A 23,368-nucleotide genomic window follows, 5' to 3' on the forward strand; every position below is an offset into this window, starting at 1 on the left:
GAAGGTTAAAAAGAATGACTAAAAAGTTATCAGCAGAAAACCAAGAAGAGTTATTATCCATTTTAAAATTGCGTTTTGAGAAGAATTTGGAAAGACATGAAGGTATTGAATGGGAGAACGTGCAAGAAAAACTAGTTGCACAGCCGGACAAGCTGTGGTCCCTTCATGAAATGGAGAGAACAGAAGGTGAACCTGATGTGGTGGGCTATGATGAATCCACAGGCGAGTACCTCTTTTTCGATTGTTCAAAAGAAAGTCCAAAGGGGCGCCGCAGTGTTTGTTATGACAGAGAGGCACTTGAGGCAAGAAAAAAACATAAGCCAGAAACGAGCGCGATGGATTTAGCAAATGAGATGGGCATTACAATTCTTACTGAAGAACAGTATGAATCATTGCAGCAGCTAGGAAATTTTGACCTTAAAACATCTAGCTGGATACAGACCCCAGAGAATATTAGAAACCTCGGAGGTGCATTATTTTGTGACCGCCGCTATGATCATGTATTTGTCTACCATAACGGCGCCGATTCATACTACGGGGCTAGAGGTTTCCGTGGTGAATTAAGGGTTTGATTTTGTTAATGATTAATCGTTCGAGAAAAGCTGATATGACTCCAAACCCACGTTTGAAAAATGGCATCTACTCTGTTCTCTAGTTCTTCGGTTGACATCTGTTTATGTAGAGATAGTTCTTCAAGCGAAAAGATTCTATTTATACAAGAGTGAGCGAAGAAGACATCAAGAATTTTCTTGCTGATGGCAACTCGGTGTCTGTTGAAACGAAATATAAACTAGCTGTGCCTGTACTATTTTTACATTATATTTGTAAATAATATCTCATTTATTGGAGGTCAATCATGCAGGAGCTACCATCAACATATTATGCTGTGATCTTTACTTCCAAAAGGACAATTGGCGATAACGGGTATGAAAAAATGGCATTGGCCATGGAGGAGTTAGCGCAAAAGGAAGAAGGTTTCCTCGGGATCGAAAGTGCCAGAGACTCACAATTAGGAATTACAGTTTCATATTGGGCAACATTTGAGGATATTAAAAGGTGGAAAGACCATACGGCTCATAAAGTCGCACAGGAAAAAGGAAAATCGGACTGGTATGAGAACTATCAGGTGCGTATTTGCAAAGTGGAAGAGAGTTATGGTTTTGAACGATGAAGTCTACTTTAGAAGTAGGCTTTTTTATTTAGAATTGAAACTATTTACCATTTTTTTCGTATGTAAACGAAGGGGTGTTTGTTTGGTTAAGTTAAATTTACTATTTGTTTTGCTATCGTTCATTTTGTTTGTACGCTTCATGCTGTTTAATGCATTTAACCTGTGGCATTGGGCTGCGATATTTTATTCCCAACAACCGCGCTTATTATTTATTTAGTAAGTAAACGGATGGCTGGAAAAGAAGATACCTATCAACCTCCTGATAAAGACGGGTGGTCGTTTTATCATCTGCAACGAACATTGATGAATAAAAAGCCGCTTTTTAAGGGTGAGGAAAAACGCGGTTTCATTCAGCAATATTTCACGCAGAGATGGCAATATGTTGTGAGTGATATCTTTGATTTACGCTGGTATTTATCTTTGCGCATATATAGAAGAGGATTCCTTTGATGTACGTTGGAAAAGAAGTAGGGGGTTTTCTCAACAGGAGCAATGGCTGATTTACAAGAATGGTATCGTAATTGGCAAAGCTAACACAGTAATGAATGTGAAAAATATATCCAAGCTGAAGGAAGTGATTTTTTTTGAAATAGAAGAGGAAACCTGGACCACAAATGCATTGACGGTTACTTCATCGATCTCGCTAATGAGAGATAACAAGAAAGAAGGCTTACTGCGGCGTAATCATTTGATAAGTAATGTACAATCCATAAATGTAACCGACGATCGATCAGAGTATATCATGGCTCTCATCCTTCACTCTTATTATTTTATAAGATGCTATGACAAATGAGGCAAATTGAAACTAATCGAGAGCCTGAATAAGAAATGAGTCGGGCAAAAGAAGAAATCAGGACTAATCGAGAGTCTCAGCAGGAAATGAGTCGGGCAAAAGAAGAAATCGGGACTAATCGAGAGTCTCAGCAGGAAATGAGTCGGGCAAAAGAGGAAATCAGGACTAATCGAGAGTCTCAGTAGGAAATGAGTCGGGCAAAAGAAGAAATCGGGACTAATTGAGAGTCTCCACAAAATATGAGCAAAACAAAAAGAAAATCAAAGCCAACAGGAAAGAGCAAAGCGAAAGGCATACATCGCAGAAAATCGCAGCAAGATATGAGAGTAAAATGTACATAATCTAGTAATCTTAAATCATTATCAAAGGAAAAGGAGGGCCACATGTGAACAATCCTAAATTCAAAGAGTTTTTAAGAATAACAGAAGCGCTGAATCAAGTGAATATCATTCCTTTGTTAATGGGTTCGGTGGGGCTTGAGCTTTTGACAGGAGTGGATTGGCAAGCAAGAGATTTAGATATTCATGTGCCAGGTGATGACAGAGGGTGGGCAGTACCTCCGGATCAGAATGTTTTTGAGTGGCCAAAGATTGTTGATGTGATGGTATCGCTGGGATATCAATTAGTCGATTTGCATGAACATGAATTTATGAAAGAGGGCTTGTCGGTTGAGTTTGGAATTATCGATACGTTACCTAGCTTTGCTGGAATTCCCTTAGCAGAATTAATGCTACAACAAGTTGAAAATAGTAAGTACTATTTATTAAATCACGAGCAATATTTAAAGGTTTATCAAGCTTCTTCTAAAGATAGTTATCGTGCTGATCAAAATAATGATAAAGATAGGGAGAAAATAACTTATTTACATAAGGGGGGAAATCATGCTAAAGAATAGCCTTTCTTTTGCGGTGATCTTCTTTTTAACGGGAACGATATGGCAATTAATAAGTAGTCAGCCCATTTCTTGGTTTGAGAATATAATGGTAAGTTTGTTGGTGTTTCTTGGGTATCTATTTTTTGAATGGACCAACATTCCTTTTGATTGGAATAAAAAAAAGCATAAGAACAGAGAAGAATGATATCTAAGACAGATATCATTCTTTTTTGTTTAAATATAAGAATTTTGATAATATACAAAAAACATTTGAAGTTAACGTTAACGTCAATTGTATACTAAGAAAAAGGAGGTGCTGATGACTGAAGACAATACGTGAAGTAGCTGCAAAATTTGATGTTTCTACAAGGACGATTCGCTATTATGAAGAGCTAGGGTTAATTAGCTCGAATCGTTCTGAAGGCAATCATCGTTTGTATACAAAAAAAGAGTGTGCCAAGTTAAAGTTGATTTTTCGTGGAAAGCGGTATGGTTTTTCATTGGAAGAAATTAAAGAAATGGTGTTGCTATTTGATTATGACAGAACGGGTATGGCCCAGTTAGAACGTACGATTACTTATGGTAATCAGCGGATCCAGCAAATTGATCAAGCCATTGAAGAACTGTTGGAAATGAAAGAAGAGTTGCTGTCTTTGAAGAAGAGCTTTAGTGAAAGGCTCGAAAAACTAGTAGAAGAGAGGGATCGTCATGAATAGTTCGCAATTAGTCGCAAGAAATGCCAGGAAGTATCCTCAAGCACAGGCAGTAATCGGTTTTGAAGGAAGTCTTACTTTTCAAGAGTTAAACGATAAAGTAAATGCGCTTTCAAACGGTTTATTGGAAAGAGGAATTGATAAAGGAGACAATGTCTGTTTGTTTATGCCTAATACATTTGAATTTATCATTACCTATTTTGCTGTGCAAAGAGTGGGTGCTGTTGTTATACCGATAAATGCCAAGTTCACATTGGATGAGGTGCAGTACATTGTCGATCATTGTGAAGCGAAAGCTATTTTCGCACATGAAATTATTTTTTCAGCAGTTGAGAGTATTGAAAAAGTACCATTGAAGATTAAAACGGGAGAGCATGCGCAGAATTGGGAAAGCTTTGAGCAGTTATTGGCCCTTTCTCCTGGAAAAGAAGTTGAGTGTAATCTAACGGAAGATGACTACAGTACCATTCTTTATACATCTGGAACGACAGGTGATCCTAAGGGTGTTCTTTTTAGCTATCGCAATATTTTAACAGTGGCGCAAATGATTGCTGTTGAAATGGAAGTAAAACCAGATAGTAAAATGCTTTTAATGATGCCTTTAACGCATTCAGCCCCTCTACATTTATTCCTCATGTCAGCAACCGTTGTCGGGGCAGCAGTTGTCATTACTCCTACCTTTACGCCAGACCTTCTTTTGAAAGCGGTTGCAACACATCGCACAACACACTTTTTTGGTGCACCGGTCGCTTATTTACTGACCGCACAACACCCAGAATTAAAAAACTACGACCTATCATCGATGAAATGGTGGGTTTACGGAGGAGCGCCGCTTGCCAAGGAACAAATTGATCTTATTGCTGAAAGATTTCACACGGATCGACTAACAAGTGTGTATGGCTTAACGGAAGCAGGACCAAGTGGCGCCATCATGTTACCTGAAGAGCATGGAGAAAAGACGGGTAGCATTGGTATGCGAGCACCCCTTCATACGGAGTTAAGAATTGTTGATGAACACGGTCAAGTGATCCCGGTAGGTGAAGTTGGAGAAATTGTCTTGCGTGGAGAAGGCAACATGGTTGGTTACTACAAAAATAAGGCATTAACAAAAGAAACATTTATCGGTGACTGGTTAAAGACTGGGGATTTAGCAAGACGGGATGAAGAAGGCTATATTTGGATAGTCGATCGTAAAAAGGATGTTATTATCTCAGGTGGTGTAAATATTTATCCGAAAGAAATCGAGGACGTTATGATGAAGTATCCCACTATTCAAGAGGTTGCGATTATCGGTCTCCCACACCGTGAATGGGGAGAAACAGTAACAGCCATCTTCTCAGCAACAGAAGATGTAAATAGTGAGGAGCTCAATCGATTCCTTGTTGACCATTTAGCAAAATATAAAATCCCACGTTCCTACCATCAAGTTGACATGTTGCCAAGAAATGCGTCAGGGAAAATATTAAAAAGAGTGTTAAAAGAAGGGGTGGAGCAAGTATGAAAGTATTGAAGGAACCGGAAAAGAAGAGCGGCTATGCAACTAATTTTTTCAAAGAAGACGAGACGTTACTTCATATTTTAAAAGAAAAGCTTCCTCCTGCGTTTTTTGATTACGCAGTTGAAAAATTAACAGCGTACGGCGCGCAATGTGCTGGTCCGATTGATGAACGTGCTAAATACACTGATCGAGAAGGACAACCAGTGCTAAAACTGTATGACCGCTATGGTGAAGAAGTTTCTGAAGTGTGGGTGAATAGCGGCTACAAACAAACAGTAAAAGAATCATACGGTACGGGTATGGTGGGATATGTGCATAAGGAAATCCCTGAGCTTGGTAGAAAAGGCAACTATATTTACAGTTATGCGCAAGGGTATCTCCTTTCTCAAACAGAGCCAGGATTTTATTGTCCAGTTACTTTATCAATGGCGACCGCCTATCTATTGGATCATTATGGAAATGAAGAAATAAAGAAACGCTTCTTACCGCATGTGTGTGCAACAAATGCTGATGAGGAATTATACGAGGGAGCGACTTTTTTAACTGAACGGCAAGGCGGGTCAGATGTAGGTGCAAATGTCGTGAGAGCAGTAAAAGAAGAGGGACAATACCGGTTGTATGGTGAGAAATACTTTGCTTCCAATGCTGGCCAATGTGGTGTAGCAATGGTGTTAGCAAGAAAGGAAGGCGCCAAAGAAGGAACGCGGGGCTTAACATTGTTCGCTGTTCCGTGGAAACAAGACAATGGCGAGCTAAACCATCTTCGCATTAGAAGATTAAAAGATAAATTGGGTGTGCGTGCTGTCCCATCTGGAGAAGTAGAATTTGATGGTAGTGTTGCCTATGTAGTCGGCGATGAATCAAAAGGTTTTTACTATATGATGGAAGCATTAAACCTTTCTCGGATATGTAATGCTGTCGCATCAAGCGGCATCATGAAGCGAGCGTATGAGGAAGCAAAGCAGTATGCCATGGCAAGGGAAGCGTTCGGTCAAAAGTTGATTGATTTGCCAATGATTCAACAAACACTTTCTCAACTTAAGGCAAAGCTTGAGGTAGAGGTCGCCGCAATTTTTGATTTAGTAGAACTATACGACAAGGTTGTAGCGGGTGAGGCAAGCGATTCGGAGGTTATTCTACACCGTCTCTATATTGCCCTTTTGAAAAAAGAATCAGCAGAAAATGCGATTCATTTTGCCCATGAAGCAATAGAGTTGCATGGAGGGAACGGTTATATAGAGGATTTTATCACCCCAAGGCTTTTACGAGATGCCCAAGTGCTAACAGTATGGGAGGGCACGGCGAACATACTCGGTCAGGAATTAATCCGTCTCGTTAATAAATTCTCTGCCGACGAACTATTTATCAATCAAACGTTTGATCGATTTGCTTTACTAGCTAAAGGTGAACAGACCGCACTCGTTGAAGTAAAGTTTGCTGAAGTGAAACAACAGCTGGAACAATTCGCTAAAGCTGAGCCCCTCGTGCAGCAACTTCAAGCGAAACCATTAATGGAAAAAATGGCTCATCTTTATGAAAGTGTCATCGCATTAGAATATGCGCAGAAATTTAAGGGTAAATATGAAGCGATTGCCGAACTCTACTTAAAGCAAACTTGGGGGAATGCTGATGGAGAAGAAACAAGGGTTTTGGAGTTAAGTAAGATCGTTATATAATCAGTTGCATCCCTAGAGTGCTAGGGATGTTTTTTTATTTGGGTAGGGGGATGAGATCAGGTAGGGTTGTATATCGAGGGAGGGGATTAAAGGGTTAAATAATTCGCCAGTAAGTTTGCTCAAAAGAGAATGTCCACTCAAATGGGTGGAAGAAGGGCAAGAAGTGTTGTCAAATCAGAAATACGAGCACAAGAGTAAAGAAAAGCGCGAAGAAGTGTTGTCAAATCAGAGATATTTACACAAGAGTAATGAAAACTACAAGGATGTGTTGTTAAATCAAAAGTGCGAACATAGCAAGGCGGATAATACCAAGCCACCAGCGAAAATTAAATTAACAGCTTGTTTTAACAAAAACCTTAATGCAACTCATGCTAATGCCCTAACCCTGAATCAGACTTAAGACTAATTTTTACTTTTTGAAACTAAATGTCTCACAAAATCGTATAGAATAGTAGAGAAGAGTCTAAAAAAAATCCTGGGGGGGATGAAAGATGTCTACAGGAATGCTATCAATTATTGCAATCGCATCTATCGTTATTTGGCTTGCGGTATCGAATGAAGTTTTAAAAACGGAGAATAGTCGCTCGAAGTTGATTACTTTGATGACTGCTGGCACTTTAACAACAGTGATATTGACGATTTCACTTTTTCAAAGCGTGTCATTTAAATGGTAGGTGAAACTTCATGATTTTGAATTTGTAAAAGTCGAAGTATTAATACCAGGCGAATATATTGTGAGATTAAGAGATGAATTGAATGCAATAGGAACATTAACAGTTGGGAATTATGATCAGGTTATATCTTACTCAGAGGTAAAAGGTTACTATAGACCTTTAGAAGACGCTAATCCTTACTTAGGTCAAATTGGGAACATCTCGTTTGGGACAGAATGTAAGATGGAATTTCGTTGCCTATATAGCCGTATGGAAGAAGTGAAAACAATCATCAAACGCATTCACCCATATGAAGAGCCAGTGATCTATTTTCATCCGGTGTTCGTTTAATATAGAAGGGATTTAAACAAGGCCTGATTATAACCAACCTGGGTCTATTGATGATGGCTAGGTTGGTGAAGTTTTTACCTTGTTCATTCGAATCCACAAATTGTATCGAAAACCTCTTAGAATGAACCTCTCTCATCATTTAATCCATTTTTCCGTATATAAAGACTTATTGTGTAATATGATGAACTATAAGCTTACTTTTGAAAAGAGGCGTGCATTTGTCAAAAGTTCATCTCTCTCTTATTTTAGGAATACTTTCTATCATCACACCGTATATTGGACTTGTTATAGGTATCTTTGGAAGCATCTATGCATCAAAGTTATTGTGCAATATTAATGGACCTAAAGAAAGAAAGTTAATTTCTGCTGGAAAAGTATGCAGTGTGATTGGCATTTTCCTTCATACTATTCTGCTCATTTTATTAAGTTTTTCTCTTATTATTTTTTTCTTAACCAGTGTGTAAGCAGAAAAAATCTTTGTGGCTCCCCGCCTTTATAAAAGAATTAGACTGTGCTATTATTTAGGAGGTATATCGTCTTAAAGCAAGATGATATATCTATAGTTAAATGATGAAAATAGGCGAGGCGAAAATAAAAATGTCAAATGATAAAGTAAGGATTGAAAACGATTTCTTAGGTTCGAAAGAAGTGCCAATAGATGCATATTATGGTGTTCAAACCTTACGTGCAGTTGAAAACTTTCCAATTACCGGATATCGCATTCATGAAGAGCTGATCATCGCAATTGCTATGGTTAAAAAGGCAGCCGCGTTAGCAAATATGGACACAAAAAGATTATATGAGGGGCTTGGCAATGTTATTGTACAGGCTGCTGATGAAATTATTGAAGGTAAATGGCATGATCACTTTATTGTTGACCCGATTCAAGGTGGCGCTGGGACATCCATTAATATGAATGCCAATGAAGTGATTGCCAATCGTGCGCTAGAGTTACTAGGGAAGAATAAAGGAGACTATGCACTTCACTTAAGTCCGAATAGTCATGTCAACATGTCACAATCAACAAATGATGCTTTCCCAACAGCGATTCATATTGCTACATTGAATGCATTGGAAAAACTGACACAAACGATGGAGCATATGCTTGCAGCATTTAAGGAGAAAGCAAAGCAGTTTGATCATGTGATTAAAATGGGTAGAACACATCTGCAAGATGCGGTTCCGATTCGTCTTGGACAAGAGTTTGAAGCATACAGTCGTGTAGTCACAAGAGATATTAAACGGATCCAGCAATCTCGTCAGCATTTATATGAAATCAATATGGGGGCAACGGCTGTAGGAACGGGACTAAATGCAGACCCTATTTATATTGAAAGTGTTGTTAAACATATGGCTGAGATTACGGGCTTACCACTTGTTGGCGCCGATCATCTTGTCGATGCGACTCAAAATACAGATGCTTATACAGAAGTTTCTGCAGCGTTAAAAGTCTGTATGATGAATATGTCTAAGATTGCTAATGACATTCGTTTAATGGCATCAGGCCCACGCGCTGGTCTAGGCGAAATTTCATTGCCTGCGCGTCAACCAGGTTCTTCTATCATGCCAGGTAAAGTGAATCCTGTTATGCCTGAAATGATTAACCAAGTGGCATTCCAAGTCATCGGTAATGACCATACCATTTGCCTTGCATCCGAGGCAGGACAGCTAGAATTAAACGTAATGGAGCCGGTACTTGTTTTTAACTTATTACAATCAATCAGTATTATGAACAACGCTTTCCGTGCTTTTACAGATTACTGTTTATCAGGCATTGAAGCGAATGAAACACGTTTGAAAGAATATGTAGAAAACAGTGCAGGGATCATTACAGCAGTGAATCCACATATCGGATACGAAGTCGCAGCACGCATCGCGAGAGAAGCAATCATCAATGGCAAATCCGTTCGTGAACTGTGCTTAAAATACGATGTGCTTACTGAAGAAGAATTGGATCTTATCTTGAACCCATACGAAATGACGAACCCAGGTATCGCGGGTGTGTCTTTGTTAAATAGAGATTAATTTAAATGCTTAGAGTTGATAATGGCTCTAAGCATTTTTGTGTTGTTTTAGTAAAAAAATGTATAAAGTATTTTACATTTTTTGAAGGAGGAATCATTTTGAACGGGATTGTTATTATCTTTTTTTCACTGCTAGTTTTAAGTTTAATACTCATTTTTTTGACAATCAGTACGTTACCTCAGCTCGGTGATGAAAGGAAAAAATTAATTAAAATGAAAGCACAATCTTATTCCTTTGCAGTAGTTATAGCCGTGTTAGTTTTTGAAATGGGGAAGAAGGTTTATTCAGCTTTTTGGGGAAGCAACACTTATGAAGGAATCTCACCATTCTCCTTTCTACTAAGTATTTGCATTATCTACTTGATTACTTTACTTTTTTATAAGAGAAAATACGGTAATTAAGATGAAAAACCGAATTCGTGAGTTAAGGAAGTCAATGAAACTATCGCAGGAGGATGTAGCGAAACGTTGCAAAGTAACAAGGCAAACGATTAATGCTATTGAAAATAATAAATATGATCCAACACTGCAGTTGGCGTTTAATTTAGCCAAAGTATTGGATACCACAGTAGATGAGTTGTTTGCGAGTGAAGAGTAGAGAAATGGGATAATAAAATAATAAAGGGAGTTGAGGATCTCTGGAAGAAAATCAAAGGTCAAAACTAGAGCTGTATCAGGCGAATTATGGATCACTCGTCACTGCGTTACTTTGTCTCTACAGTGCCTATGTCAGTTGGGGAGAGAATTGGTTTTTAGTATTTTTATTTAGTGCAGGTATCATTATTTGTGGGACATTTGCTTGCTATGATATTAAAAGAATGATACAGCAGCGGAGGCTTAAGCGTTAGAATTAGGGGTTAGGAATTTGCTCAATCCTTATTCTGAATAGATATAAGTTACTCCGCAGAAAAGCTGTCGAGAAATCGACAGCCAACAAATATATATAACCCCTTGTTTACTCCACATACACCGCCGTACCATAAGCCAATATTTCACTGGCGTTTGCCATTATAGCTGACGTTTCTAAACGTACACCGATAATCGCATTTGCCCCTTTTTTTTTGGCATGCTCTACCATTCGACCGATTGCTTTCTGGCGAGATTCCGTCATCATATCTGTATATTCCGAGACTTCTCCACCGACAATCGTACGTAATCCGGCAACGATATCTTTTCCAATATGTTTCGATTGGACTGAATTTCCCCTAACAAAACCTTTTAACTCTTTTATTTCTTTACCTGGTATTGTTTCAGTAGTCACGATAATCATTTAATTCATCCTCCTCTTTTCTACGAACGTTTCTTACGATGAAATAGAATATTAGTGGTACCGGTGCTTGAATTAAGGCGATAATACCCCAGAACCAATGATTCATTCCATTTTTCTTTGCATTAGTAAATAAAAAGATACTTTGTGATAATAAAATAATTGCTACTAAGAATAGTAAAAAGAAATCAATATTCGTCATGTCGCACCTTCTCTCTATGTTTTTGGATTTGCAGAAAGGTATAACAGATGACAAGAAGGACTGTAAGACCTTGTAATGTGATAAAGACAACTGGTATTTGGGTTAATGTTGTAAAAAATAAAACAAGAATAAGTGTTGCTATTCCGCTGAATAAGAGTAATTCTCTTCGCCATTTTTTGCTAGCTTCATCCTTTTCTGCGATGACCATTTTTTCAAACCAATCTTCACTAGGAGTAGAGATGGGGTTATTTTCCTCAAACTGTGCAAAAGAACGTTTCATTTCTTTTGAAAAATCTTCTTCATCCTTGTTTGATAGGATTTTCCATTGTTCCTGGGCCTTTCTCATCTTCACCCATCTCCTTTCGAATGGTTTTAATTCCGCGGTGAACTCTAGATTTTACTGTTCCTTCAGCAATTCCAAGCATTTTGCCAATCTCATCATACGCATAGCCATAATAATGTTTTAAAATAATCGGCACTCTTAATTCATCTTCTAATTCACCGAGAGAAGCTAATAAGTAATCCCAATCTTCATTTCGTGACTGTGCCTGCCATTTTAATTTCCGCATATGTTGTGCTTTAAAGGCATCAGCTCGCTTCTGGCGCCTTTTTTGATCGATATATAATTTTGTACCAATGGATATGAGCCAAGTGGAGAATTTCGATTTCACCTGAAATTGATTTAGTTTTTCAATCGCTTTTGTCATTGTCTCTTGTGCCAAATCCTCAGCTTCTTCTCGATTAAGGGTGAGCTTCATTAAATAATGAACGAGAAGGGGATAACTCTCCTTAAATAAGTGAGCTAACGCCTGGTTATCGCCTTTTTTCGCTGCTTTAATCCATTTTTTCTCTTCCAAACCTTGCCCCCCTTTTCTTTGGATTTACTATTATGACGATTAGTGTTCTCCTTTCGTTCACGAAAAATAAAATTTTTTGAATGGAGATAGAGATTATCTCTTGTTATCGCGTTGAATTTATTTATGGATAAATATGTAAATTTATTTTCTGCCATGTGCCCTTTGATTTCAATGGTCAATTATAACCTTATTTTCATTGACATGGATCCTCTTTTGGCATGACTACAGATGAAACAGCCAGCAGTATCGAGGCTGGTACGCCATACAACCTCCATTTAAATCTTGGCGATGGTATCTTTTAAATATATGTCAGCTTCATCCAATCAATACGGTAAATCTTAAACGAGCGTTTTTAGCTTAGACTGAACGCAAATGATGTTTACGCGCAAAAGGCAGAAGGGAAAGGTTGAGAATTGCGCGCAAATCGTGTTTACGCGCAAAAGAGAGAAGGGGAAGGCGGAAAACTGCGTGCAAATCGTGTATACGCGCAAAAGAGAAAAGAGGAAGTCAGAGAACTGCGCGTAAATCGTGTATACGCGCAAAAGAGAGAAGGGGAAGTCAGGGAACTGCGCGCAAATCGTGTATACGCGCAAAAGAGAGAAGAGGAAGTCAGGGAACTGCGCGCAAATCGTGTATACGCGCAAAAGAGAGAAAGGGAAGTCAGGGAACTGCGCGCAAATCGTGTTTACGCGCAAAAGAGAGAAGAGGAAGTCAGGGAACTGCGCGCAAATTGTGTTTACGCGCAAAAGAGAGAAGGGGGAAGTCAGGGAACTGCGCGCAAATCGTGTATACGCGCAAAAGAGAAAAGAGGAAGTCAGAGAACTGCGCGTAAATCGTGTATACGCGCAAAAGAGAAAAGAGGAAGTCAGAGAACTGCGCGCAAATCGTGTTTATGCGCAAAAGAGAGAAGAAAAAGTCAGAGAACTGCGCGCAAATCGTGTTTATGCGCAAAAGAGAGCAGGGGAAGTCAGGGAACTGCGCGCAAATCGTGTTTATGCGCAAAAGAGAGAAGGGGAAGTCAGAGAACTGCGCGCAAATCGTGTATACGCGCAAAAGAGAGCAGGGGAAGTCAGGGAACTGCGCGCAAATCGTGTTTATGCGCAAAAGAGAGAAGGGGAAGTCAGAGAACTGCGCGCAAATTGTGTTTACGCGCAAAAGAGAGCAGGGAAAGTCAGAGAACTGCGCGATCGTGTTTACGTACAAAAATCACAAGAAAGAAAACAGATGATGTTGGTTTAAACTACCGTAGATAATAGTTGTTGCAAATTCATAAATAATCAAGAGTGTTCATCGTTAGATTGACATTGACGGAAGAAAAGTGCTGCTAAAAAAAGTAAGGATAAAGATGTGTCTACTCCCCCTCTCAGAAATCCAAAAAGAAAACTGCCGGTCTCAAGGAGAAAATAGAAGAGAAGATGTTGGTTTGTCTAGCTGCTTTTGGCGCTTTCATTTTGCATGGTTATCTTATGGATATCACGCCGATGTACATGTCACCCTGATTCCACAGTTCATTCATCGTGCGAAAATCCCCCAAAACGTTGACTTGAAAAAAAGGCCCTGCGTTCCCCCAGAGCCTTTAGATGATTATGATTAATATGCTTTTTTAAGAAGGACCTTATTGGCTGTTGTGTAAAGCATGACAACGACTAAGGCACATACGATAAAGGTAGGTAGCATATATGTTCCGTTATATACGAGTGAGTAAAGTGCGACAGGTTGATCTGCCGGAGCATAGGCACCAAATAGGATAATGCCTGATAAATAATGGCATAAGAAGCGTAAGAAACTTCCTAAGAAAACGCCACTAATAACATACATGTTTGCTTTGGCAAATTGGCCGTCTTGATAATTTTGCACAACTTTATTCATATAGATGCCTGCGAGTCCGACAACAGCAAAGGCTACGAAATAGTCAATGATCCAAGAGGCGAAATGAAAAGGAACAGCTCCTGTTAAGATTTGAAGTCCTCCTAATAGTAAGCCCGTTAAGACGCCGCCTTTAACACCCCAACGAAAGGCCATTAAGAAAACCGGTACCATAGCAAGTGAGATGGACCCACCTTGTGGCCAAAATCTCCCCATCAGTAAGCCTGATAAGAAATCAAGTAATAATGCCAAAGCTGCAAATATAGCAATTTCCACCATAAAAAGTGTTTTATTTTGTTTCATGTTTTTCCTCCTTCTCCGAAAAGAGAAGCGAACGAGTAAACCTGTATTACTTTTTTGTCATGAAAAAAAGCAATACATAGGCGGTGATGGATGCCTAGTATTGCTCATATCCAAAACCACGATCCCTACGCTAGCATTATCTAACAGGTTCTTAGGGTCAGAACGAACTCGCTCACTCTCAGCCATATTAGGCTCCCCTTGTGGAAGTATTAAATTTATCCTCGGTTAGAATATACTATGACTTTCATCAGAATTCAAGAATCTTTTTTTGGTAGTAAAAAAACAAATTATTTGTGAAACTTATTCCCTAGATAGTCGTAGAATAATCAAGGAGTGATTGATATGAAGAAGGTTTTTGAAGTAAACCATCATGGAAATCATATATTAATCGAAAATTATTGGATTAACGGAGAAAAGTTGTATGTAAATGGTGAATTACAGGATGAAAATTTAGGTCTAGCATTAAGAGGGGATTTGAAAGGTAAGTTAGAAGATTCAAGTGAAATTAAAGTAACTATTGGCGGTTTCTTTACTATTAATTGCAAAATATTTCTTGAGAATCGTTTAATTTTTTCATCTTAATAAAACTTACGGAGGTAGAGGGTATGGTAGGGTCAATGGATCCTGATAGGTTTATAGATCATTGGTTAAGAGAAGATTTTAAAACAATTTATGAAGCAACTTCAAAAGTGTTTCAAGGAATGGTTTCATTATCGGCATTTATTGAGATGAGCGCAGCTTTTAATGAAGGTGTGCGTAGTTATCATCTTACGTCACGGACGGATGTCTTAGGCATTGGTCAGTTCGTATGGGTAGATAACTCAAAAGCAAAAGCAGTTGTGGTTGGATTCGATGATAAATATACAATTGTCAGTTTCTATTTGAAACCCTACTTTGTCTTTCCAGAAACAGATAAGATTTATACAAAGAATGAATACATTATGCCGGTGATGGATGATTGGTTTGTTTTCTGGGGTGGCACAAATGAATTTATTAATTACCATTACGTATATGAACATCAAAGGTACGCGTATGATCTATTAAAGGTGAAGGATGGCTCTACATATAATGGTAGACCTGAAAAAAATGAGAGTTATTACGCATTTGCAGAGGAAGTTATCGCCCCTCAAAATGGCAAAGTAATAAAAGTGGTTGATGGTCTCGATGATAATATTCCAGGGCAGATGGATGAAGAACACCCCCCAGGCAACTATATTGTGATAGAGCATGCGCATAAGGAATATAGTATGATTGCTCATTTTAAAAAAGACAGTATCATTGTCCAAGAAGGGGAGGAAGTTCTTCAAAAACAATTACTTGGCAAATGTGGGAACTCGGGTAACTCTTCTGAAGCGCATATCCATTTTCAAATCATGGATTCAGAAGATCTTCATAAAGGAAAATCAGTTCGCATTCGTTTTAAAAATGGTGTAGAACCGATTCAAGGAGAAATCGTAACAAATCATTTAACAAAATACCTTAATCGATTCGAAGAGAAGTTCGACAAGGTTGAAAATACGATGACAATAGCAGACTATGTTTTTGCCGTTCCCAGAGCAATTATCCAGCTTTTTAAATAGAGAAATACAGTAAAATGGAGGTCGCTTGTGCCGGCCTCCTTGCCCACAATTCAATCAAACATTTATTTAAATCGCAAAAAAAGTGGTTTGATAATAATCGTTGCTCTTTTCGTAAGACTCAGTGCGGTTTTTTAACGTATCAACTAATAACTGGATACTGTGATCAAGTTCGTTCCTTTGATTAACACATAAGAGAAAGGAATGTTCTTCTTAAAGCCTTCCAGCTTCTACAGACCGTATGTCAACTCCTCTTTTATAGTTACCTCGGAAAATAAGGAGCGTCTAAGCTACTTTTTACACTGCTCTTTATTCCTTGTGTAGAGCTGATGAACGTAGATTTGACGCTAATTTGATGTAATTCAATCAAGTGCCTTTTTCGTGCCCTACTCTTGGTCATATAAATTCTCTATCGAATGAAAATGCCTTTCCATATGTGGGTGAACAGAAGGTCAATAAGCAATCTTCTGCAAAGGGGTTCTGGACAAACTCTTTCGCATTGGTTTGCCCTTCCACAAGCCAATATCTACTGCTATGGTGCCTGCCACTATCAATTACTTATTCGCTATTCCCAATTGTAACATGATAAGATAATTGCTCATGAGTGGCTCGTAATTGTGCGATAACACTTGGCAAAATAGCTTTACCAATCGTAAAGCTAGCTCCGATTCGTATGAACCCTGGGGCAACTTGTTTTTTTATGCTAATTATAGAATCGATCTTTCGACACCTCAAAACTGAATAAGTGTTAAACAGAAGGAGAATAAGCTCTAGGTAATGATGATTCTAAACGTAGTCATATGAAACTAAATAAACGTGTGCCGATTGAATATCGACACACGTTCAATGTTCATCTTTTTATGTTGTCTACGTGAGAGGGACAAGACAAAAGATTACGTTTTTTAAACTAACTTCATGGCTAAAGAATCAACATTCTTATTTAGCCATGCTAACTGCTTTGTTGTCAGCCTAGCAATTTTTAAATATTCTTTTGGTAACTTTCCATAAGGTTCGTAAAAATTACTAACAGCTAGCTGAAAGAAATACAGATATGGCATATGGAATAAATCGTAATTATTCAAGGTAAACCACTTTGAATAGTTATCTATATAACGTTTAAGAGCATTAGATTCAATTTTTCCACTCTTAGCAACAGGGTCCGCATAAGCGAAAGACATCATTACTTCCCAACATGCAGGTAAATGACAGGCGTCTGTCCAATCAATTGTATACAATTTTGTTTCCTTACATATGATTTGAGAAGTATAATAATCTCCATGCGAATTAGTACATGTAAACTTAGAATAATCAAACGTATAGTTATTAATTGTATCTAGATACTCTAATCGGTTAATAATATCTTTCATAGTTGTCGTATCGTTAGACTGTTGTGCTTTTTTAAAAGTCTTGAGGTAGGATTTTTTTGCCTTAATAATTTGACCGTTAGTAAATAATTCTTTATTAATCATTCCTGTTTTTAATTTGGGGGTTTGAGATAATACATGTTGAATTTTTCCTAAATTTTGAGCGGATACATCCTTAAACCAGTCAGTTCCATTATTTAAGTCATAAATTTCCCCATCTATATATTCTTGTAAGTGGTATTTTTCCCGTTTATGGAGAATGAATAAGTTCCTTGATTAGATTTAATAACTTGTGCTACAGGAATTTCGTTTTCGTAAAGGTACTTAACCAATTTGCCTTCTATTTCGGTATCTTGAATATAGGAAGGAATACGTTTTAGAACGTAACTTCCTTTAGATGTATTTAAATAATAGGTTGCAGATATATTATGATCGGTAAGTTGTGTCATGTGAGTAATTTTTAAATCGAACTGTTCGTTCAGTATATCTTTCATTATATAAAAGTTCATTAATTACACTCTCCTCGATGAATTATTTTTGAGAAAAGCTATGAACCAGACTTAAACATAAGTTATTCAAACAAAAATCCTCCTTCATTAATCTGATTAATATTCTATAAAGCATATAGAGTAATATCAAGTAAAACAAAACGGTAATAACTAAGTTATTTCCTCTAGATAGTTTCTTTACACATAGTTATAGTTTTTATATTAGTCTGCTCTGGTTGGTTGATAGTTACTTTATTTCTTTAAATAAAGGGAATTCTTCTAGGTATGTTGCTAAAGGGGTAGAATAGTGACAATTGATTGATAAAAAGAGAAGACCCCAATCTTTTATAGAATGGGGTCGATTTTTACTCGTTTTTAATTAAAGGAGTTAATTCGCTTTTTTTGTGCAGTATAGTCAACGTATGCATCGCTCTAGTTGCTGCGATATATAATAAGCCTTTGTCAAATTTAGATTTATATACATCAGCATTTGCAAAAGGAATGAGCACCTCATCAAATTCCAATCCTTTAGCTAATTGGATTGTTGTTACGGTTATCCCTTGCTCAAATGTTTCACTGGTATCACTTAGTTTATTAAGTGTAAAAAACTGTTTTAGTTCATCATAAATCTGATTTACTTGTGCTTCACTTTTACAGATGATACCTAAACGATTAAACGAGTTATTTTGGAACTGGATGATTAATCTTTGTAATTGATCAATCAAAGAATGCTGGTTTGTATACGATATAATTTCTGGTTTTTCTCCATGGCGATCAATTGCTTCGATGGAGTAATCCGGCATAAACTGCTTCGCAAAAGCGATAATTTCATAAGAGGATCGATAACTTTTTTTCAGTTCTACAAATTCCATTCTATCAAATATGTTACTGAAGGATTGATTGGAATTTAAACTAAACGGATTCAACATTTGACCAAAATCACCTAAGATTGTTTTCTTGCACCTAAATATTTTATTGATTACAGCGTAATGAACGGGACTGTAATCTTGCATTTCATCAATAACTAAATGCTTAACTAAGTTAAACGACTCGATGCCCTCAAAATAGTAGATACAATATATATATGGAAAGACATCTTGATATTCTAGTCTTTCTTTATTCCAATTTAGTGCATCAGCATTATTTATCACATTAAAGAAATGTATATAAATAGATTGGGCATCACTAAATTTTAAATAGCTGCTAAGTCTTTTTTTTAAGTCTATTTTGGAAGGGATGTTTTTAATTTCTGCTGCTTTACTCTTCTTTAAAATGTCCAAGACATCATTAGATAACTCATCCAACCGTTGTTTTACTGGGAGGTTATTATAACTATGGAATCTTGATAAAAGGTATTCCTTTGTTATGATCGTATCACCAAAATGCATATTTTCATCCGGTTGGAAGATGTTTGAATCAATATTCTTTATATAATTGCTCAATTGCTTAAAAAAAGCTAATGAGGATTTTAGTTTTACTCGAAGCGTATAGTTAGAATGAGGTTCCTCTATGATTCTTTTGGTTTGTTCGTATAAAGATTCAGCTTTTATATTATTTGGAAGAAGAGCTGTGGCAATATCATCAAATGTTTGTTCACGAACTGGGTCTTCACCCAGTTCAGGCAAAACATTTGCTATAAAATCAGCAAATATTTTATTCGGTGATATGATTGTGATCTGATCAGACGATAGCTTTTCTTTGTGCTTGTAAAGCAAGTAGGCAATGCGATGCAGAGCAATGGCTGATTTTCCTGAACCAGCAACTCCTTGAATGACGAGAGTATGAGCAGATTCATTTCGTACAATCTTATTTTGTTCTTTCTGTATGGTTGATATAATTGTTTTCATTCGATCATCAGACGTTGTACTCAATTCTCTTTGAAGGACATCATCTTGGATAGTCATAGAGCTCTCTAAAGCATACTGCAATTGCTGATCCTTAATTTTATACTGTCTTTTTCGGCTGATTTCCCCATGTATCATACCAACCTGTGCTTCATAAGCAGCTTGCCCAAGTTCGTATTCATAATACATACTCGATATCGGTGCTCGCCAATCGTAAATTAATATATCGTTATCTCGATCAGCTAGGTTGAACTTTCCAATATAAAATTCTTCTACCTCATCGCCATCCTCAAATTTAAAATCGATACGACCAAAATAAGGTGATTCTAAAAGCTTTTTTACTTTATTTAATTGACTATAGTAAAAGTCAATTGTTTTATCAATATTAGTCATAGACCGATAATTTTGGTACATCTCCATCGGATCAGCAGTAAACTCGGATAAATAATGCTTTAAATCATGATAATCTTCATCGTCTTTTTTAATTTTATGATTGATGTAATCTTTTTCTTCTTCCAAATGACTAATCATTTCTTTTAATCGTATACTTTCTTCCTGGAATATATCAGATGTCATTATAGCACTCCTTTCTTATACTTAAGTTTTCATAAATATAGTGTAACTGGCTTAATCATGTATCTCTCCTTGTTGGTATAAAACCATTTCCTGAGTAGGATAACCAAATTCAGTCAGAAGTTCTGCTTCTCTAAAACCTAGTTGAATTAATGCATTTCGGTAGCCTAGGTCAGCTTTATCTCCTTTTCTAAAAGACGTGATGTGGACTTTTTCGTAATTTGCCAAATCGGTCATCTTTATAAAAAGATGTATAATCTCTGGTTTATCATATAAAGGATGAACCCCCAGGAAATCAATTCCCCCATTTATGTGGGAAATCAACATATTTCCAATGATTAATCCATTTTCTATCATGATGAAGGCACGTCTGTCAGCAATGTATGTTTGAAGTACCTTTCTATGCTCTGCTTCTTGCAAGTGAGGAAAGCCATCAATTACGAGGCTTACAAAAGCCATCCAAGATGGTACATCATCCTTGGTAGCTTCTTTAATTATTCTTAAGTTCTCTAATTCTTTATTGTTACTCGTCTGAGTCCATTCATGATTAAATTGGAATCGTAACTGTAATGGATAATAGTCTTTTTCCTCACGGTATTGAAGGGGTGATTTCTTATACATTGCTTTAAATATAGTGGTAAATGCTTGCTGACTCTCGTAACCAGCAACCAATGCGATTTCTAGAATAGACTTATCGGAGAATACAAGCATTTTTGCTGCCTCAGTTAACTTTCTTCGCTGTACATAATCATGAATAGTCATACCTACTGTTTGTGAAAATACCCTATGCAGATAATACTTCGAATAATGCAAGGCATGTGCAACAAGTGCTAGGTTCATTTTCTCTGATAGATGAGCTTCGATATAATCAATGGTATCCATAATTAGATTCACTTTTTTCAAAGCTTGACCCTCCCTCACAAATAATAACAAGAAAACCTAAAGATCTTTTCATTATTCTTGCTCTTTTCTTACACATATACTAGCGGATGCCAGAAATATTATATTTAAATATGACAATGAAGGGAGAGTAATATACATTTAGTATTGGAAATGAGGGAATTTATACGGATAACAAACTATTTTTTTGTTGATAGCTCATACTATCATTACAATGTTAGGTGGAATTCAGAAGTTTACTTATATATTGAAATAACTATCACCTTAAAATGGACAATGCTTAAAAAGAGGTGGTTTGGTCGAGTAGAAAAGGAACGAATAGAACCTGTCACTTGTTCCATTCATCCCATTTAATCAAACGTTTGTTTAAATACTAAGCTTCAGTACCATATTTCAACGTATTGACCAATAATTGCGTATTGCGATTAAGGTTTGTCCCTTTGGTCAGGATATAAGAAAAGGCTCGTTTTGCATAAAGGCCATCTATCGGTACAATCTTCAATAGACCGTATGTTAATTCCTCTTGTATGGTTGCCTCGGATAGTAAGGCGAGTCCTAGTCCACTTTTTACGCTACTTTTTATTCCTTGGGTAGAGCTGATGATGAAGGTGGATTTGACTCTAATTTGATGAGATTCGATTAGATGGTCAAATGATTGCCTTGTCCCCGAACCTTCTTCACGGATAATCCATTCTTGATCATGCAAATCTTCTATCGAATGAAAATTTCCTTCATAGGCAGGTGAACAGACAATCACTAAACGATCTTCTGCGAAGGGTGTTTGGACCACCTCTCTTGCATAGGTTTGCCCTTCCACTAAACCGATATCTACTTCTAACCGCCTCACACTATTAATCATCTGATCTGAATTACCAATCGTCACATGGAAGGATAACTGCTCATGAGTTGCTTGTAATTGTGCGATCACGCTCGGCAAAATGTATTCACCAATTGTAAAACTAGCTCCGATTCGTATGAGTCCTGAGGCAACTTGTTTTTTCTCATATAATGTTTCTTTAAGCTGTTGATACACATCCCATATTTTTAAGCCTTGATTATAAAAAAGTTCCCCTTCTGCTGTTAAGTGGACTTTTTTTGTTGTGCGCTGAATGAGTGAGGTCGCAAATTCATTTTCCAGGTTTTTTATATGGACACTAACGGTTGGTTGAGATAATGCCCTTTGTTTAGCTGTTTTTGTAAAATTTTTCTCGCGTGCGAGGACAAGAAACGTCTCAAGTTCCTCCATATGCATGATAACCACCCCATTTATTAATAAAATGAATAAGTATTATTATATATATTTATTTCCAAAATAAAAAGGACAAAACTATACTGTAATAGAGAAAGGGGAGGCAGCAATGGATTTAAAGTCATCTTTGAGAACAGGCTCCTTTTATTTTGGAATAGGAACGACATTGATTATTGCAATTATGGCTGGGCTTCTCGCCAAACTACCTTACCTGACGATAATCGGTCAGCTTGTTTTAGCCATTTTGCTAGGTATAATTTGGTCTCATACGATTGGTTGGAACCGTTCATATAAAGTCGGTGTTGATTTTTCTAGTAAAAAATTATTAAGACTAGGCATTATCTTGTTAGGTTTGCGCCTTAATTTATCCGATTTAGCTCATGCAGGTGTAAGTACTTTTCTTTATGCGGCATTCTTATTATGTGTCACCCTCCTAGCAGTTTATAGCTTCGCTAGGATGCTTCGTGTGGATAAGACATTAAGTTTATTAACGGCATGTGGTACGGCGATTTGTGGTGCGGCTGCGATTGTGGCGATCGCATCTGTTGTCAGAGCGAAGGAAAGTGTGACTGCTGTCAGTGTCGGTGTGATTGCTGTGCTTGGTACGCTATTCACGTTACTTTATACATTTCTTTATCCGATTTTACCAATAACCGATTACCAATATGGTATGTTAACTGGAGGCACCTTGCATGAGATTGCGCACGTTGTTGCTGCTTCTTCTGTTGGTGGTGTGGAGGCAGAGAATATCGCCATCATCGTTAAACTAACAAGAGTCATTTTACTTGTACCAGTGGCCATTCTTATCGGCTATTATATGAAGAAGCGGGAAAGTCAAGAGAGCGCAACAAAGAACAAGTTACCTATTCCTTGGTTTATTTTCGGTTTTCTCGCAATGAGTGCCATCAATACGTTGGGGTGGTTGCCGACTGAACTTGTTCAATGGCTTATTAGTGGATCATATTTATTATTAGCAATGGCAATGGCGGGCTTAGGGCTAAATGTAGAACTCTCCGCTTTTAAGAAAATGGGCCTGCAGATTTTTTATGCGGCATTACTTGGTACGATACTGCTTGTTTTATTAGGATTTATCATTATTTTTATGATGTAAAGGGTCACATGAAG

The 23,368-nt window shown here is 37.4% G+C and carries 31 protein-coding genes and 1 riboswitch; of the genes, 21 read left to right on the forward strand and 10 right to left on the reverse strand.

Going from position 1 to position 23,368, the window contains the following annotated elements; translation table 11 throughout:
• Nucleotides 1–14: 14 nt before the first annotated feature.
• From MKX78_RS01375 to MKX78_RS01450, 17 genes are all read left to right on the forward strand, one after another.
• Nucleotides 15–572, forward strand: a complete 558-nt coding sequence (locus MKX78_RS01375) for a DUF4256 domain-containing protein (protein WP_289432618.1) — start codon at nucleotides 15–17, stop codon at nucleotides 570–572.
• 149 nt (nucleotides 573–721) lie between these two features.
• Entirely contained in the window at nucleotides 722–832 is a 111-nt protein-coding gene (locus tag MKX78_RS24470) for an HTH domain-containing protein (protein ID WP_370873339.1), read from the forward strand.
• 24 nt (nucleotides 833–856) lie between these two features.
• Nucleotides 857–1,171 (forward strand): antibiotic biosynthesis monooxygenase family protein, encoded by a 315-nt coding sequence (locus MKX78_RS01380; protein ID WP_322910247.1) that lies wholly within the window; start codon nucleotides 857–859, stop codon nucleotides 1,169–1,171.
• 228 nt (nucleotides 1,172–1,399) lie between these two features.
• Nucleotides 1,400–1,621, forward strand: coding sequence for a hypothetical protein (locus tag MKX78_RS01385; protein WP_341049435.1), 222 nt, complete (start codon nucleotides 1,400–1,402; stop codon nucleotides 1,619–1,621).
• Between the two features lie 378 nt (nucleotides 1,622–1,999).
• On the forward strand, nucleotides 2,000–2,149 hold the full coding sequence (locus MKX78_RS01390; protein ID WP_341049437.1) for a hypothetical protein: 150 nt from the start codon (nucleotides 2,000–2,002) through the stop codon (nucleotides 2,147–2,149).
• A 200-nt stretch (nucleotides 2,150–2,349) separates the two neighbouring features.
• Nucleotides 2,350–2,859: a phosphoribosylanthranilate isomerase gene (locus MKX78_RS01395; protein WP_341049439.1), complete on the forward strand. Its 510-nt coding sequence runs from the start codon at nucleotides 2,350–2,352 to the stop codon at nucleotides 2,857–2,859.
• The gene (locus tag MKX78_RS01400) at nucleotides 2,846–3,043 is read left to right on the forward strand and encodes a hypothetical protein (RefSeq protein WP_322910250.1); all 198 of its coding nucleotides are present in this window, start codon (nucleotides 2,846–2,848) and stop codon (nucleotides 3,041–3,043) included. The genes MKX78_RS01395 and MKX78_RS01400 overlap by 14 nt, the downstream gene beginning before the upstream one ends.
• Nucleotides 3,044–3,170: 127 nt before the next feature.
• Complete coding sequence (locus MKX78_RS01405) at nucleotides 3,171–3,554, forward strand: MerR family transcriptional regulator (RefSeq protein WP_322910329.1); 384 nt, start codon at nucleotides 3,171–3,173, stop codon at nucleotides 3,552–3,554.
• Nucleotides 3,547–5,052 (forward strand): class I adenylate-forming enzyme family protein, encoded by a 1,506-nt coding sequence (locus MKX78_RS01410; protein WP_095371012.1) that lies wholly within the window; start codon nucleotides 3,547–3,549, stop codon nucleotides 5,050–5,052. Before MKX78_RS01405 ends, MKX78_RS01410 begins: the two co-directional genes overlap by 8 nt.
• On the forward strand, nucleotides 5,049–6,725 hold the full coding sequence (locus MKX78_RS01415; RefSeq protein ID WP_341049442.1) for an acyl-CoA dehydrogenase family protein: 1,677 nt from the start codon (nucleotides 5,049–5,051) through the stop codon (nucleotides 6,723–6,725). The genes MKX78_RS01410 and MKX78_RS01415 overlap by 4 nt, the downstream gene beginning before the upstream one ends.
• A gap of 166 nt (nucleotides 6,726–6,891) precedes the next feature.
• On the forward strand, nucleotides 6,892–7,125 hold the full coding sequence (locus MKX78_RS01420) for a hypothetical protein (protein ID WP_341049445.1): 234 nt from the start codon (nucleotides 6,892–6,894) through the stop codon (nucleotides 7,123–7,125).
• Nucleotides 7,126–7,216: 91 nt separating this feature from the next.
• On the forward strand, nucleotides 7,217–7,399 hold the full coding sequence (locus MKX78_RS01425) for a hypothetical protein (RefSeq protein ID WP_095371010.1): 183 nt from the start codon (nucleotides 7,217–7,219) through the stop codon (nucleotides 7,397–7,399).
• A gap of 60 nt (nucleotides 7,400–7,459) precedes the next feature.
• Nucleotides 7,460–7,729 carry a cytochrome C biogenesis protein gene (locus MKX78_RS01430; protein WP_341049449.1) on the forward strand — a complete coding sequence of 90 codons (270 nt, stop codon included), beginning with the start codon at nucleotides 7,460–7,462 and terminating at the stop codon, nucleotides 7,727–7,729.
• 218 nt (nucleotides 7,730–7,947) lie between these two features.
• On the forward strand, nucleotides 7,948–8,193 hold the full coding sequence (locus MKX78_RS01435) for a hypothetical protein (RefSeq protein WP_095371008.1): 246 nt from the start codon (nucleotides 7,948–7,950) through the stop codon (nucleotides 8,191–8,193).
• Between the two features lie 133 nt (nucleotides 8,194–8,326).
• Nucleotides 8,327–9,754, forward strand: coding sequence for an aspartate ammonia-lyase (gene aspA, locus MKX78_RS01440; protein ID WP_095371007.1), 1,428 nt, complete (start codon nucleotides 8,327–8,329; stop codon nucleotides 9,752–9,754).
• A gap of 98 nt (nucleotides 9,755–9,852) precedes the next feature.
• Entirely contained in the window at nucleotides 9,853–10,155 is a 303-nt protein-coding gene (locus MKX78_RS01445) for a hypothetical protein (RefSeq protein WP_341049451.1), read from the forward strand.
• Between the two features lies 1 nt (nucleotide 10,156).
• A complete protein-coding gene (locus tag MKX78_RS01450) occupies nucleotides 10,157–10,351 on the forward strand; it encodes a helix-turn-helix transcriptional regulator (RefSeq protein ID WP_307315728.1) in 195 nt (64 codons plus the stop codon).
• Nucleotides 10,352–10,708: 357 nt separating this feature from the next.
• Here MKX78_RS01450 and MKX78_RS01455 read toward each other — a convergent pair whose 3' ends face one another.
• The 4 genes from MKX78_RS01455 to sigY are packed head-to-tail and all read right to left on the reverse strand — an operon-like array spanning nucleotide 10,709 to nucleotide 12,079.
• A complete protein-coding gene (locus MKX78_RS01455) occupies nucleotides 10,709–11,023 on the reverse strand; it encodes a YbjQ family protein (protein ID WP_341049453.1) in 315 nt (104 codons plus the stop codon).
• Nucleotides 11,004–11,222: a hypothetical protein gene (locus MKX78_RS01460; RefSeq protein WP_095371001.1), complete on the reverse strand. Its 219-nt coding sequence runs from the start codon at nucleotides 11,220–11,222 to the stop codon at nucleotides 11,004–11,006. The genes MKX78_RS01455 and MKX78_RS01460 overlap by 20 nt, the downstream gene beginning before the upstream one ends.
• The gene (locus MKX78_RS01465) at nucleotides 11,209–11,568 is read right to left on the reverse strand and encodes a YxlC family protein (protein ID WP_307315724.1); all 360 of its coding nucleotides are present in this window, start codon (nucleotides 11,566–11,568) and stop codon (nucleotides 11,209–11,211) included. The genes MKX78_RS01460 and MKX78_RS01465 overlap by 14 nt, the downstream gene beginning before the upstream one ends.
• On the reverse strand, nucleotides 11,522–12,079 hold the full coding sequence (gene sigY / locus MKX78_RS01470; protein WP_095370999.1) for an RNA polymerase sigma factor SigY: 558 nt from the start codon (nucleotides 12,077–12,079) through the stop codon (nucleotides 11,522–11,524). Before sigY ends, MKX78_RS01465 begins: the two co-directional genes overlap by 47 nt.
• Before the next feature lie 528 nt (nucleotides 12,080–12,607).
• Here sigY and MKX78_RS01475 point away from each other — a divergent pair.
• On the forward strand, nucleotides 12,608–13,318 hold the full coding sequence (locus tag MKX78_RS01475; RefSeq protein WP_341049457.1) for a hypothetical protein: 711 nt from the start codon (nucleotides 12,608–12,610) through the stop codon (nucleotides 13,316–13,318).
• 351 nt (nucleotides 13,319–13,669) lie between these two features.
• Here the strand turns inward: MKX78_RS01475 and thiT are convergent, their stop codons facing one another.
• Nucleotides 13,670–14,248 (reverse strand): energy-coupled thiamine transporter ThiT, encoded by a 579-nt coding sequence (gene thiT, locus MKX78_RS01480; protein WP_095370997.1) that lies wholly within the window; start codon nucleotides 14,246–14,248, stop codon nucleotides 13,670–13,672.
• A gap of 104 nt (nucleotides 14,249–14,352) precedes the next feature.
• Nucleotides 14,353–14,457, reverse strand: a riboswitch (TPP riboswitch).
• A gap of 133 nt (nucleotides 14,458–14,590) precedes the next feature.
• Here thiT and MKX78_RS01485 point away from each other — a divergent pair.
• Nucleotides 14,591–14,830 carry a hypothetical protein gene (locus MKX78_RS01485; protein WP_095370996.1) on the forward strand — a complete coding sequence of 80 codons (240 nt, stop codon included), beginning with the start codon at nucleotides 14,591–14,593 and terminating at the stop codon, nucleotides 14,828–14,830.
• 23 nt (nucleotides 14,831–14,853) lie between these two features.
• On the forward strand, nucleotides 14,854–15,828 hold the full coding sequence (locus tag MKX78_RS01490; protein WP_307315715.1) for a M23 family metallopeptidase: 975 nt from the start codon (nucleotides 14,854–14,856) through the stop codon (nucleotides 15,826–15,828).
• Nucleotides 15,829–16,727: 899 nt separating this feature from the next.
• Here the strand turns inward: MKX78_RS01490 and MKX78_RS01495 are convergent.
• The 5 genes from MKX78_RS01495 to MKX78_RS01515 all read right to left on the reverse strand — a co-directional run bounded on the left by MKX78_RS01495 (nucleotide 16,728) and on the right by MKX78_RS01515 (nucleotide 22,246).
• Nucleotides 16,728–17,060, reverse strand: coding sequence for a hypothetical protein (locus MKX78_RS01495; protein WP_307315713.1), 333 nt, complete (start codon nucleotides 17,058–17,060; stop codon nucleotides 16,728–16,730).
• Nucleotides 17,061–17,407: 347 nt separating this feature from the next.
• Nucleotides 17,408–17,698 carry a hypothetical protein gene (locus MKX78_RS01500; protein WP_307315710.1) on the reverse strand — a complete coding sequence of 97 codons (291 nt, stop codon included), beginning with the start codon at nucleotides 17,696–17,698 and terminating at the stop codon, nucleotides 17,408–17,410.
• Between the two features lie 344 nt (nucleotides 17,699–18,042).
• Nucleotides 18,043–20,097 (reverse strand): HelD family protein, encoded by a 2,055-nt coding sequence (locus MKX78_RS01505; protein WP_341049462.1) that lies wholly within the window; start codon nucleotides 20,095–20,097, stop codon nucleotides 18,043–18,045.
• 51 nt (nucleotides 20,098–20,148) lie between these two features.
• Complete coding sequence (locus MKX78_RS01510; protein ID WP_233435361.1) at nucleotides 20,149–20,988, reverse strand: helix-turn-helix domain-containing protein; 840 nt, start codon at nucleotides 20,986–20,988, stop codon at nucleotides 20,149–20,151.
• Between the two features lie 379 nt (nucleotides 20,989–21,367).
• A complete protein-coding gene (locus MKX78_RS01515) occupies nucleotides 21,368–22,246 on the reverse strand; it encodes a LysR family transcriptional regulator (RefSeq protein ID WP_095370991.1) in 879 nt (292 codons plus the stop codon).
• A 106-nt stretch (nucleotides 22,247–22,352) separates the two neighbouring features.
• On the opposite strand from MKX78_RS01515, the gene MKX78_RS01520 reads away from it, so the two are divergent.
• Complete coding sequence (locus MKX78_RS01520; protein WP_341049463.1) at nucleotides 22,353–23,354, forward strand: YeiH family protein; 1,002 nt, start codon at nucleotides 22,353–22,355, stop codon at nucleotides 23,352–23,354.
• The last annotated feature ends 14 nt before the right edge of the window (nucleotides 23,355–23,368 follow it).

This window comes from Cytobacillus sp. FSL R5-0569, from assembly GCF_038007265.1.
Taxonomy (GTDB): domain Bacteria; phylum Bacillota; class Bacilli; order Bacillales; family Cytobacillaceae; genus Cytobacillus; species Cytobacillus kochii.

What these genes read in the sequence shown, in the direction of transcription:
- MKX78_RS01375 (WP_289432618.1), top strand. Translation starts at nt 15, where the DNA reads ATGACTAAAAAGTTATCAGCAGAAAACCAAGAAGAGTTATTATCCATT.
- MKX78_RS01380 (WP_322910247.1), top strand. Translation starts at nt 857, where the DNA reads ATGCAGGAGCTACCATCAACATATTATGCTGTGATCTTTACTTCCAAA.
- MKX78_RS01385 (WP_341049435.1), top strand. Translation starts at nt 1,400, where the DNA reads ATGGCTGGAAAAGAAGATACCTATCAACCTCCTGATAAAGACGGGTGG.
- MKX78_RS01390 (WP_341049437.1), top strand. Translation starts at nt 2,000, where the DNA reads ATGAGTCGGGCAAAAGAAGAAATCAGGACTAATCGAGAGTCTCAGCAG.
- MKX78_RS01400 (WP_322910250.1), top strand. Translation starts at nt 2,846, where the DNA reads ATGCTAAAGAATAGCCTTTCTTTTGCGGTGATCTTCTTTTTAACGGGA.
- MKX78_RS01410 (WP_095371012.1), top strand. Translation starts at nt 3,547, where the DNA reads ATGAATAGTTCGCAATTAGTCGCAAGAAATGCCAGGAAGTATCCTCAA.
- MKX78_RS01415 (WP_341049442.1), top strand. Translation starts at nt 5,049, where the DNA reads ATGAAAGTATTGAAGGAACCGGAAAAGAAGAGCGGCTATGCAACTAAT.
- MKX78_RS01425 (WP_095371010.1), top strand. Translation starts at nt 7,217, where the DNA reads ATGTCTACAGGAATGCTATCAATTATTGCAATCGCATCTATCGTTATT.
- aspA (WP_095371007.1), top strand. Translation starts at nt 8,327, where the DNA reads ATGTCAAATGATAAAGTAAGGATTGAAAACGATTTCTTAGGTTCGAAA.
- MKX78_RS01450 (WP_307315728.1), top strand. Translation starts at nt 10,157, where the DNA reads ATGAAAAACCGAATTCGTGAGTTAAGGAAGTCAATGAAACTATCGCAG.
- MKX78_RS01455 (WP_341049453.1), bottom strand. Translation starts at nt 11,023, where the DNA reads ATGATTATCGTGACTACTGAAACAATACCAGGTAAAGAAATAAAAGAG.
- MKX78_RS01460 (WP_095371001.1), bottom strand. Translation starts at nt 11,222, where the DNA reads ATGACGAATATTGATTTCTTTTTACTATTCTTAGTAGCAATTATTTTA.
- MKX78_RS01465 (WP_307315724.1), bottom strand. Translation starts at nt 11,568, where the DNA reads ATGAGAAAGGCCCAGGAACAATGGAAAATCCTATCAAACAAGGATGAA.
- thiT (WP_095370997.1), bottom strand. Translation starts at nt 14,248, where the DNA reads ATGAAACAAAATAAAACACTTTTTATGGTGGAAATTGCTATATTTGCA.
- MKX78_RS01485 (WP_095370996.1), top strand. Translation starts at nt 14,591, where the DNA reads ATGAAGAAGGTTTTTGAAGTAAACCATCATGGAAATCATATATTAATC.
- MKX78_RS01490 (WP_307315715.1), top strand. Translation starts at nt 14,854, where the DNA reads ATGGTAGGGTCAATGGATCCTGATAGGTTTATAGATCATTGGTTAAGA.
- MKX78_RS01500 (WP_307315710.1), bottom strand. Translation starts at nt 17,698, where the DNA reads ATGAACTTTTATATAATGAAAGATATACTGAACGAACAGTTCGATTTA.
- MKX78_RS01505 (WP_341049462.1), bottom strand. Translation starts at nt 20,097, where the DNA reads ATGACATCTGATATATTCCAGGAAGAAAGTATACGATTAAAAGAAATG.
- MKX78_RS01515 (WP_095370991.1), bottom strand. Translation starts at nt 22,246, where the DNA reads ATGCATATGGAGGAACTTGAGACGTTTCTTGTCCTCGCACGCGAGAAA.
- MKX78_RS01520 (WP_341049463.1), top strand. Translation starts at nt 22,353, where the DNA reads ATGGATTTAAAGTCATCTTTGAGAACAGGCTCCTTTTATTTTGGAATA.